General features: G+C 70.6%; 3 protein-coding genes. All 3 read left to right on the top strand.

All coding sequences use genetic code 11. The features are described 5' to 3' along the window. The first annotated feature begins 100 nt into the window (after nucleotides 1-100). The 3 genes from AC5L3X_RS13350 (at nucleotide 101) to AC5L3X_RS13340 (ending at nucleotide 12079) form a co-directional block, all read left to right on the top strand. On the top strand, nucleotides 101-472 hold the full coding sequence (locus AC5L3X_RS13350) for a YbaB/EbfC family nucleoid-associated protein (protein WP_494857253.1): 372 nt from the start codon (nucleotides 101-103) through the stop codon (nucleotides 470-472). Nucleotides 473-481: 9 nt separating this feature from the next. Beyond that, nucleotides 482-817, top strand: coding sequence for a hypothetical protein (locus tag AC5L3X_RS13345; RefSeq protein ID WP_494857252.1), 336 nt, complete (start codon nucleotides 482-484; stop codon nucleotides 815-817). Between the two features lie 66 nt (nucleotides 818-883). Beyond that, the gene (locus AC5L3X_RS13340) at nucleotides 884-12079 is read left to right on the top strand and encodes a WXG100-like domain-containing protein (RefSeq protein WP_494857251.1); all 11196 of its coding nucleotides are present in this window, start codon (nucleotides 884-886) and stop codon (nucleotides 12077-12079) included. Nucleotides 12080-12102 lie beyond the last annotated feature (23 nt).

Here is a 12102-nt window from a genome sequence, read left to right as displayed (position 1 = left end):
TGCCCAATGTGAAATTTATGGAAAATCTTGCTCAAAGTGGGCGATGTTACCTGTGCGTATCGGGGTGAACGTGGAGTTCGGGTCGGCTGAGGCCGCAGGCATGCAAGCCTACGCGGAGGAGCTGCGCACCACGTTCATGCGTATGCAGGACGAGGCGCTGGAGCTGCATGCGCAGGCCCGCGCCGTACGCGTGACGGAGACGTCGGCCGATGCTCTGGTCTCGGCCACCGTGGGCGCGCGCGGAGAGCTGATCCGGCTGGACCTCGACCCTCGCATCTACCGCCGCCCCGACTCCAGGCAGTTGGCCGACACGATCACCGAGACCGTCGGCCGCGCCGCCGCCAAGGCGCGTGAACGCGTCGTGGAGATCTTCGCCCCCCTGATCCCGCCCGACCAGATGGAAGCCCATATCGAAGGCGACGTCGAGACCGCGATGCGGCAACTGGCAGACCGGATGACCGGGAAGGGATGACGTGATCTCATGCTCAACGGGGTGCGCTTCAGCGACCGGACCGTGGCCGCGGGCCTCGGCGTCTGGAACGACATGGCCGGCGTCCTGAAGAAGGAATGGGACTCGGCGGCCTCCGAGATCGAGGACCACATGGCGGCCGCTCCCTGGGGACAGGGAACGGAGGGCCTGCAGTTCCAGGCGGCGCTCATGCGGAGCGGCGGACCGCTGCAGATGGTCAGATCCGGGCGTGAGATCATCGAGCAGATCGTCCAGGCGGGCCAGACCCTGCGCGCCACCATCAGCAATTCGGTCGCCACCGACCAGGCCGAGGCGGCACGCATCCAGAGGTTGCTCACCGAGATCTGACACCTACCAGGACCGCCCATCGAACGGCGGCCGGAATCCGGCAGGTGACAAGAACCCGGGGGGGACATGGCCGGCGGGCCTATAGACGTCAACACCAGCACGTCCGGCGGCCTGCCGTCCGCTGGAGAAGGTGGGACGTCGTCCACCGACATCCGGCCCGTCTGGGAGACCGAGTCCTTCCCTGACTGGGTCAACTATGTCCTGATCCCCCTGCTGGCCTCCGGGCAGTCCTGGCCGAAGGCCAGCGAGAGCGGCCTGTGGGCGATGGCCAAGCCACACGAGCAAACGATGAACGCCATGGTCACCGCCTTCGATCCGACGGCGCAGTCGGTCAAGCTGGTCCTCTCCGGGTGGCATGCGCCCGCGACACCCGGCTACCTCAGGCAGGTCAGCCGGCTGTTCGGGGAGAACACGGGAGCCGGCGCACTGGCGAAACAGTCCGACGGCTACTACCGGCAGATCGACGCCTTCGCCCGCGAGACTCAATACTCGAAGATCTCGATCAATGTGGCCTTCTACATCGCCCTCATCGCCGCGTTCATCGCGCTGCTGGCCGCCTTCTTCTCAGCGGGCTCCACCGCCTGGCTGGTGGGCCCGTACGCCGCCGCGGCGCGCAGGGCCATCGCCCGGATCCTGGAGGTGCTCGCCATCAACGCGGGACGCGGGTTCGTCGCAGCCTCCGTGGGCCGGGTGACCGCCCTGGCCGGCCTCTCCCGGCTGATCGCCTCGCCGATGGCCCGCGAACGGTTAGAAGAGGTCGGCGAAGAGGTCTACATCGACTACAAGAGCCAGGAAGAGCAGCGGAAGATGGGCACCCGGGAGGGGACGGACTGGAGGAAAATGGCGGCCTCGGCCGTCGGCGCGCTCTTCGGTGCGGACGTCGGCATGAGGCTCGCCAACAGGACCTCCAGGCTCTCCAACTCCATCCCGGGCATCTCGCAGCTGAACCGGCTGGCCGGTGACTCGCCCGGCTTCGGCAACGCCTTTCTCCGCTTCCCAGGCCGGGCCATGAGCACCGGCCTCAACAACACGATCGCCTCACCGGTCGGGAGTGTGGCGGCCAACGCGCTGGTGTACGGGCAAGTGGCGATGCCGGGCGCGGACGCGTTCGTCGGCGGCTTCATGGGCGGTGTCGGCCGTACGGGGACGGTCAGCCCGTTCAACCCGGACGTGGCCATGGCCCTGGCCAACCCGAGCGCGGCACTCGCCCAGGCCACCGACACGGCCAACCGCAGCGACGTGACCAGGGCCGTCGACCAGGCCATGGCCAACCGGCCCGCCCCGTCCACCGCTCCCACCTCCTCCGCGCCGTCACCGGCGGGGGTGACGCCGGCCGCGCTGAGCCCGTCCGGCTCTCCTGCGCCGTCCACCGCGTCCCCTGCCTCGACGACCCCCGCCTCGGCCGCCCCTCAGGCGCCCGCCTCTGGGGCCCGCCAGCCCGGCCAGCAGCCTTCGCCAGACCCTGGCACCACGCAGCAGACCGCTCCGAACGCCCCGCGCACTCCCGCCCAGCAGGCCGCGCATACCCAGCCGAGCCCGCCCGCGTCGCCCGACCCGACCGCGCAGCCGGATCCGCACAGGTCGTCCCCCGGCACCCGCTCGGCGCAGACCACGCCTCCGGACCAGAGCGCGCAGCCGGACCAGACCCGGCAGGGCCAGCAGGAGCAGCCCCACCAGCCGAACCAGAACGCCGGTCGGCCAGATCAGCAGGTCTGGCCGAGACCCGACCCCGCCGCGAGCACCGAGCCAGGCCCGAACACCCCACCTGCCTCGAACACCCAATCCGCGGCGAACGCCCAGACCTCCCCGGGAGTCCCGCCGGATCAGGCCGCGCAGCCTACCCCCTGGGCGCCGCCCGATCCGGCGATGGCGCCGCCGGCCCCGGTCAACGCTGCGGCGCCCGACCCGGCCGCCCAGCCCACGCCCTCCGCCGGCAGTACCACGACGGCCGGCGGCACGACGGCGGCCACGGCGCCCAACACGCTGTCCGCCGTGATGGCCCAGGCGGCCGTCACGGAGGCGCAGCGCCTGGCCTTCCCCCATGCGATCCCGCTGCAGGACGGCGGGGTCTTCCTCACCGATGCCAGAGGGCGGGCGGTCAGTCTGTCACCGGAGGCGTTGCGACGCACCGAGGAGCGGCTGACGTCGCGAGCCGCGAACGGCGCGACCGCGGAGCGGCTGGTGGCGGAGGCGGCGGCCGCCCTGGGCGCCGAGATCGCGATCGCGGGCGGCAGGCCCGCGAACGAGGGCGCCCTTGAGGGCCTCGATCAGCTCGCCGACGCCGATCCGGGCACCGCGTCCGACGCCGCCGACCACAGCCGCGCCTGGAACGACGACGTGGAGCACGCGGAGCAGGTCGCCAGCCGGTTGTCGGCCAGGGCTCTCGGTCCCGACGCCGCCGTCCGCGCGGGCTTCTACGACATCGCGGCCCAGGAGATCATGGACCGGCTGGCGGCTCTCGGCACGCAGCAGGCCCCCGCCCCCGCCCCCGAGACCGGCGGCCCACGGACCGTGCCCGCGCAGCAGATCGAGAACTCGCTGTTCCAGCCTCAGCGCCGGCGTCCCGCGCACCACGGCGCGGTGACGGGCACGGAGATCCGGGCGGCGATCACGGCGGATCTCGACCTGACGGACTTCGGCGGCGAGGTGCTGAGCCTGACCTGGGCGGACCCGTCCTCCACCACGATGCTGGTCGAGACCCGCACGCACGGCACCCTGCACTACCGGATCAGGATCGGCGGCGTCAGCGGCGACAACGTGGCCGAGTCGGAGATCCGCACGGGCTCGGTCACCGACCCGATCGTCATCAAGATCGCGCCGCGTGCGTCGAACGAGTCCCTGTACCGGGCGGTGGTGCACGAGATCTCACACGGCGGCCAGACGCGAGCGGCCGCGGAGTCGCGGTCGGAGCAGGGCACAGTGCGGCGATGGGTGTCGAGGACGCGTCCCGTCGAGGGCGTCGACGAGTGCGTCACGCCGCGGCTCAACGAGTTCCGCTTCCTGACCAGGAAGTGGCGCGCGGCCGGGTCGATGGACGAGAAGCAGCGCTGGGCGCACGAGATCGACCAGTTGCTCGCCGACCTGCGTGACCGCGGCCAGTCGCCGCCCCTGCCGCCGTGGTCGAGCGGCAGCGCCGCCGCGCCGCCCCCGGTGACCACACCGCACGCCGACCTGGTCGCGTACGTCCGCCGGACCGTTGATTCGCTCACCGAAACCATGGCCGGGTTGGAGGCACGGTACAACGCCAAGGAGGCGAGCGCGAAAGCGGCTCTGGCGGCGGCCAAGGTGGCGTGGGACCAGGCATACAGAGCCGATGGGCAGAAGGACCATGGCGCGCCGGAACGCGCGCGGAAGGCGAGAGTCAACGAGGCCAACGAACTCACCATGTACGAACGGCACGAACGCATCGCGCAGGCGTACGACACGGCGGGCGAATACGCGCACTACGCGCGGGAGGCGTACGAGCTGTTGCTGGCCGCACTCGAAGGGGGCGCCGCGCCCGCCGAGGTCGCCGCGCTGGCGGAGCAGGCCAAGAGCTGGCTGGACCTTTTCCAGAAGGCACTGACCGCGTCGCTGCCCTCATTGGCCGCCCTGCCCAGCTTCGTCCCGGCGGACCGGCTGCCGCATCTGAACAGGCTCACCGAGACGGTCAACGACCTGCTCCAGGAGCGCGGCATCGACGAGATCTTCACCCCCGCCGAGCTGGGCCGCAGGTTGTCCACGGAGTTCAGCCGGGTCCTGTCGGCCGACGGCGCGTTGATCAGGGTGGGGCGCGACACCCCCGGCGAGATCCTGATCAAGTTGTCGGTCACCGACCTCGTGGAGGTGCTCGACCCCGGCAAGGTCGCCTCCGAGATCATGCAAGGCGTGCTCCCGCAGGGCGGTCAGACCATCGGCGCCACGGCCAACGCCCACCGCGGCGTCAACGTGGGCCTCAGGCTGGACCCGTTGATCGCGTCGTTGCCCGAAGGCCAGCTCAAGGAGTTTCTCAAGCATCTGGACATGAGCGCCACGTACAACACGGGCTTCTCGAGTTCGGTGACCGGCAACGCCACCGATTTCGGGCTGGACGGCGGTGTCGAGGACAACCGGGGCGAGTCGGTCCAGTATGACGGCAAGGCCCGATGGAGTGTCCAGGCCCGCTCCTCCTCCATGGAAGGCTGGCCGCCCGAGGTCGTCGTGGACCACGGCTACCACGACGACGTCGGCAGCCTGCGAGCCTACGTGTCGCACGCGTACATGGACAGCGCGCCGGTCAACCCGTTGCGGCTGCCCGCGGACCAGCGCCGGGCGGAGTTCCCCGAACACGTCGTCCTCGGCCTGACCGGGATGCTCAAGCTCGCCGACGACACGATGAAGGCTCTGGGCGAGAAGAACTTCCCGCCGGGCAGCGTCGCCCGCCAGCAGGTCCTGACCGCCTTCATCGACGACTTCTACAGCCGCATGGAACACGCGGTGAACGATCCACAGGGTGTCCCCCGGATCATCCACGTGGACGGCCGCCCGTTCGCCCAGTTGTCGTTCCGGGCCGTGCCCCGGGTCGACACGGCAGAGCCCGTCGGCGCGCCCAGCCGCTCGCACTGGCAGGAGCGGCTGCGCGTCGGGGTCACCAGCGCCACGGGCAACCAGTCGTCCAGCCGATCCGCGGGCGTGGGCGGCTCGCTCGGCCTCAGGGTGGTGCCGGAGCTCGACGCCGTTCGCGGAGACGGCGAGTACGCGGTCGCCTCGGGGCCGAACGGCCGGGCCTCCGCCGGTGCCTCCGCCGCGGACGGGCTGAGCGTGAACGGCGTCACCTACCACCCGAGCGTCCAGCGGTACACCGGTTACACCCAGGGCGTGGAGCTGGAGTTCGACTACGAGGTCACGGCCCATCTGATCGAGGACGACAAGCAGATAGGCCCGATCAAGGGAGAAGGCAGCGGACTGTTCCGATTCGCGGAGTCGGACGCCTACTGGTACGGCCTGCCCGTCGTCCGGCAGGCCATCGAAGTCCGCGAGGACGGCACGGTGGTGCATCGCGACGACCCTGATCCCAACCCTCCGAAGGGCCGCAAGGGCGAGCTGCCGAGCTTCTACGGCAACGGCCCCGGCAAGTTGCGCGGCGCGGGCCCCGCGCTCGTCCGGGGGATCGACGATGCCGACCGGCTCAGGAAGGAGACCGAGGACAAGCTGCGCGCCATGGGCGTGCTGGCCCCGCTCGACCCGGTGACCGGAGAGCCGATCTACTCCTCCGATCCGCTGGAACGGCTGAGCCAGATAGTCAACGAGCGCGAGATCGCCGATCAGCTGGTCAAGCACCGCCTGCAGACCGGCTACGACCAGGCCGCGCAGGACGGCATCATGATCGACCTGGTGACCCTGCGCAGTGGGCGGGCGCCACGGCACCTCACGCTCCGTGTCACACTCGACCAGCACTTCACCGACGAGCATGGCAAGCCGAGGTCCGTGTTCGGGGGCATGAGCAAGAAGTACGCCATCGTCAACCTGGACATCGGCTCCGACACCAACGTGTGGTCGCACGCACGCAATGAGAACGTGTCAGGCGGCATCGGTTACGGCGCCAACCATCCGGTGCCCAAGGAGCAGGAGGGGGTCAGCCCCAACGCCGGCGTGGGCGGCGGACGTGACTATTCGCGCAACCTCTCCCACACCACCGGTCTCACGATCAACGGGGTGAAGCTCACCGAGTCCACCGTCCCCCCGGCGATCTTCGACGTCCCGCACACCGCCCGCGTCGAACTGCTCCATGCCAACGGCGACGTGGAGCTGCTGGCAAGCGTGGACGGGAGCGCCCGGCTGCTGATCTCCGGTGACTACCTTCCCGAGGACGGCACGGAACGGCCCCTGCCTCCGCCCTCCGCGCCGGCGCCGACCCCCGACAAGATGATGCGGCACGCGACGATCCAGCACATGGACGTGCCAAACCTCCTGGACGTGGCCCGGGAGCTGCTTCCGCGAGCAGCACGTCCGGACTCACCCGCTTTCCATCATCTCGCCGAGTTCCTCAACGTCCGCAGCCTCATCGCCCACCCAGAGATGCTTCTCACCCCGTACGGCACGGAGCTTGTGATCAGACCCCAGGGCGCCGCGCCGACCAAGGCGTCGATCTCCGTACAGGGCAGGGTGGGGAAGTCGGTGTTCCTGGGCGTGAACAACGACGTCAAGGGCAACATCAACCTCACGCTGTACAGCATGGGCGTCACGGCCGGCCGGTCGTCCGGCGGAAAGGTCGAAGGCTCGGTGGGTGTGAATCTCCAGGACGCCGACGGCTCCGGGGAGGGCGGCAAGGTCGGCGGCGGCCACTTCGGCGGGGAGTCACGCTCGCAGTACGACCTGGCCATCTATGGCAGGGAACGGCTCGGGATCGGGCTCGGCAAGGAGTACAGGTTCCTGACCGAGATCGAACTGGACGTCACCGCCGTGGAGGGGGACGGAACGCAGGTCACCAGAACGGCCGACGGCTCCATGCTCTACACGGTGCCGGAGCGTGTCGCCCTGCGCCTGTACGCCGAAGGGAGCCTCGATCTGCCCCTGTACCAGGTGGCGGACGTGGTCGAACGGTTCCTCGACCGCACCTTGCAGCTTGACCGCAGCGTGGCCGTACCACTCGTCAAGCGCTACCTGTCGGAGTTGTCAAAGTCCACGGACTGGATCCCGCTGGCGGCCGGGCATACGCCGGCCGTGCTGATCGGCGGGCTGAAGACGGTCGTGAACGCCGGATCCACGCTGACGAAGGTGGACGACTTCCTGGCCAGGGCCACCGAGCTGATCGCGATCCCGCGTGAGGTGGAAATCCCCCGATGGTTGATGGACTCGATAGGAATCACCCTCATCGAGGACATCCGCCTGGCACGCGAAGGCACGGACGTCGAGCTGCTCAACGCCGTCCTCGATGCCGTCGAGGCGGTCGCTCCGGACGCCCTCCACGACCGGGTGATAGCCGACAGCCTCCGCAAGGCCATCGGGGATACGCGCTGGTGGGGGCCGATCGACAACATCTTCAGCTCGGACGGCCTGCCGCCGCTGCGCTACTACACCCCCTACGACGAGCTCGGCTGGCGCGACAAGGTCGTGGTGACGGTCCGGGCCGAGTTCACCGACCCGTCGGCGGAACTGCTCGAGAGCACGAACGAAGTCGGCGCCATCGTTCAGGACTACAACTACAAGGAGCAGGGCAGGTCGCAGACTCGCTCGACGTCCAACTCGGTGAACGCCGGCGTCGACGTCTCCGACGAGGGGCACGGTCACAGCCCCGGCGTCAACGCCGATCGCAGCCGCGCCAGCACCGGTTCTTTCAGCGAGCAGGAGACCGAGCTCCAGCGCTTCGCCTTTTTCAACGGCATGGACCTGGTTCAGCAGCGGGTGAAACTCGTGATCGAGGTGGAGCGGACCCGTCAGCATGCGGGCGCGGTCGGGCTCACCCCCCGGGAGGAGCCTGCGGGGAAGGTCACCGTCGAGCTCACCGGCGATATGGACCGGCTGATCCCGGCCGGGCTGACCAGGCCCGTGGGGACTCAGCCCGCGGAGCCGGGCAGGACCTTCGACCCCCGGCAGGTGCCTGCGATGCACAGCTTCATGGCCAACTCGGTCAAGACCGACCTGTATCAGAGGATCAGCGAAGCGCTCAAGGACCCGCGGCTGTTCGGTGAGGCGGTCGAGGTGCTCGATGTGGAGCTGCGCAACCAGCTGTCGGAGATGGCGACCACCTCTCTGTTCGAGCGGATGACCGGCGAGCGGGGCCACCGGATCCGACTTCCGGTGATCGGATTGCGCAACCGCGAGGTGGACGTCTGGGTCAAGGCGGTGCAGTCCAACCTCCAGCTCCTGGCCCGCGGCCTGGAAGGAGTGGAGATCGGGCATGTCTGGCGTTTCCAGCGGATCGCCGGCTCGTCGTCCAGCGGCGGGATGGCGTTCCCGATCGGCGGAAGTTTCGGCCTCTCCGACGCCTCCTCCGGCGTGAACGGCGGCGTCTCCGTCGGCGAGCAGTCCTCGGTCAGCAGGACGAACGCCGGGGGCAACCGCCGGGAGATGAGCCGCTTCGAGAGGGACAACGCGGTCATCGTCCAGCTCACCACGGACTATGACCTGACCTTCACCAGGCAGGCGCTCACCCCCGAAGGGACGAGGTACGAGGCCATGCCCATCCACCTGCCCCGCGCCGCCACGGGCGAGGTGGTCGCCATCATGTCCGAAACCGACTACGAGGCGCTGGTAGCGGCCATGGAGGCCGGCTCTCCCCTCGGCCCCGAGTGGGAGTTCGTGCCGGAGCCCACGGCCTCCTGGGGGCCACAGGCGAGCACGGCGCCGCGGGAGCAGGTGGAGCAGGCGGACCCGGCCAGGCCGTGGGGCTCCCTCATGGACGCCCGGGTCAAGGCCGGCCGCTCAGGCGCGGACATCAGCATCGACGTCACCGGACCGGACGGCCGCACTTACACCTACCACATCTCCCCCGACGGGTCGCTGCGCAGCGAGGACGCCAACCGCGCCTTCGCGGAGGCGTTCGCCACCCTGTCGCCGCCGCTGGTGGAGCTCGCCGACCGCATGGGCCTCGACCTGCGCGACCTCTTCGACAACCCCCGGACCCAGGCCACCTTCGCCAGCCGGGTCCAGACGGAGCTGGCCGCCCGGGGCGCGGACCTCACCGCCCTGGAGGCGCCCACGGTCTGGCCCTCGCGCCCCGTCCTTACCGGCGAGACCGCGAGCGGCGGCCGCTCCGTGGGCTCGACGGGCGGAGTGGGCGCGCCAGAGGTCGCCGACTCCGCGTTCATCGCCGACGGTAGATCGCCGCACCTGCCGGACGCGACGCTCGACGAGCTCAAGGAAGCGACGGCACGCGACCTGAGGATCTCCGACTTCGGCGGGAAGCTGCTCGGTCTCACCTGGTCGGGATCGACGCTGACGGTGCAGACCCAGGCGTGGGGGACGCTCACCTTCCAGGTCGAGGTCGGCGAGGTCCCCGCGGGCCGGGTGGCCATGACGGACCCCAAGACGGGCCGCATGGTGGTGTCCGCGCGTACCTCGAACGACCAGCTCGCCCGCGCGGTGCTGCACGAGATCTCACACGCCGGCCAGGCCATGTACGCCGCGCGGCAGAACGTGCTGCGCCGTCTGATCTCCCACGCGAAGTCGATCGTGGGCCACGACCATTGCGTGTCGGCACACTTCGACGAGTTCCGCCACCTGGCGCGCAGGTGGGCGGCCGCGAAGGCGGCCCACGACCTGGAGCCCACCCCCGAGAGGGAGGACGAGGCACGCAAGTGGCGGCACGAGCTGCAGGCCCTGGACGCCCGGCTCCGCACTCTGGGTCACACACCTCCGTCGTTCCCCTGGACGACCGGCCGGTCGGCGACCCCCGACTTTTACGCCGGCGCCGTCGGAGCCCTCCCGACGACCGAGGCGGGTCTCGGCACGCTCGCGGACCTGTCCGGGGTCGGGGCCATCGCGCCCACCGGCTCCCCGAGGACCGCGACCACACCTGCCGGGCAGCCGAGCACCTTCGCCGTGACCTCGCCCGCCGGGCCGCTCACCCTGGAGGTGGCCGAGGCCGATCTGCCGGCCGGCACGGTGGAGGTGCGGGCGTCGGCGCCGGGCACACTCTCCGTCACCGTGTCCCCTTCCGACGGCACGAGCGTCCGGATGCGGCTCGCCGAGCTGATCGCGGAGGCCGTCGCCGACCAGTTGGGCATGGAAGCCGGGCACGCGCTGCGACCGGGGCCGCTGAGCTCCGTCCCCGACCTGCGGCGCGGCGACGCCGCGACGCTCGTCCGCGTCAGGGCGCTGATCGAGGCCCGCGCCGCGGCCTCGCCCTTTGAGCGCGGCGCCATCGAGGACCGGCTCCGCGCCGAACTGCGGGACGCGGGGCTGACGCCCGGCACCGAGGGAGCGACGGCCAGGCAGGTCAGCGCCGCCCGCACGGGCCTGCTGCCCGCCGCGCACCTGGACCTCATCAACGAGCTGTCCGGCCGGACCGTGCACCCCACCGCCACGGCCACCGTCGCCGCCGTCGCCCGCACCGCCGCCCTCCTCGGGGCCACGACCACCAGGTACGGCTCCACGTTGATCGACATCACCCTGCCCGATGGAACGCGGATGCCGGTTGAGGTGGTCACCGGTTTCACCTCCATAGGCGACACGGTCGAGCTCACCACCGCCCATGGCGTGCACATGCTGACCGTGGACCACGGCTGGCCTGTGCCGGCACTCGAGCGCGGCGCGGCCGTCAGGATGGTGAGCGCGATCCTCACCGCGTCGGGCGTGCCTGAGGACCAGCCCGTGCCGGTCCCCAGCGCTCCGGGCGGCACCCTTACCAGGAGGGAGGTCTATCTGGCCATCGAGCTCCAGGAACTGCTCAACCAGGTGCGAACCGCTACCCCTCAGCAGCGTCCCGGCCGATTCGCCCTCCTTGTTCACATGGCCGAGCTCCGGGGGCTCGGCAGGCGCTCCCCCGACCGCGACGCCAATCGGGCCCTCCTGCCGTACCCGATCGGCGCGGAGCTCACCGAGGTGCTGGACCACAGCATCGAGGGCGAGCCCCGGCACGCGTTCTGGGAGCGCATGCGCAAGATCGCCAACGGCACCGGCTGGTACCCCCCGGAGGAGTACGAGGAGGAACGCCACGTCCCGGAGCAGTCCGACGACGGCGGGGATCAGGGGGCCTGGGAACAGGAGAGCCGCGAGCGGGAGGCTCGGGAGCGGGAGGCTCGGGAGTCCGCTAAGCCCACGCCCGCCGCCCCCGAGCCGCATGTCACCTACTCCGCGCCGCCCGATCCCAGTGCCGTGTACACCGCGCCGCCGCATCCCAGTGCGACATACCACCCGCCCTCCAGCCCGCCCGGCCCCAGCGACCCCGCCCCCAGCACCCCGGCACCGGCGAACCCGGCGCCCACGCCGAAACCGACTCCCACACCCACGCCATCCGACCCCGAACCGACACCCACCCCCTCAAGCCCCCAGCCCACACCAACCGACCCCGAACCAACGCCCACCCCCTCAAGCCCCCAGCCCACACCAACCGACCCCGAACCAACGCCCACCCCCTCAAGCCCCCGACCCACACCAACCGACCCCGAACCGACACCCACCCCCTCAAGCCCCCGACCCACACCAACCTCCACCCCATCGGACCCCAAGCCCCCAGTCTCGACACCCACACCCGGGACCCCCGAAGCAACACCGACGTCTTCGACACGCCCCACCGTCCGCAGTTCCAGTCCCACTCCGGAACCATCCGCGGACACGCCTGGGGTTGAGGTCCCGGCATGATGGTCGGCGGAACCAGTGACGCA

The organism is Nonomuraea sp. CX421 (genome assembly GCF_059358955.1).
The sequence above is the reverse complement of the archived record's forward strand: the minus strand, read 5'-3'. Positions and strand labels throughout refer to the sequence as shown.

Bases quoted from the DNA above. Each gene is read 5' to 3' on its own strand.
- AC5L3X_RS13350 (WP_494857253.1), top strand. From the start codon at position 101: ATGCAAGCCTACGCGGAGGAGCTGCGCACCACGTTCATGCGTATGCAG.
- AC5L3X_RS13345 (WP_494857252.1), top strand. From the start codon at position 482: ATGCTCAACGGGGTGCGCTTCAGCGACCGGACCGTGGCCGCGGGCCTC.
- AC5L3X_RS13340 (WP_494857251.1), top strand. From the start codon at position 884: ATGGCCGGCGGGCCTATAGACGTCAACACCAGCACGTCCGGCGGCCTG.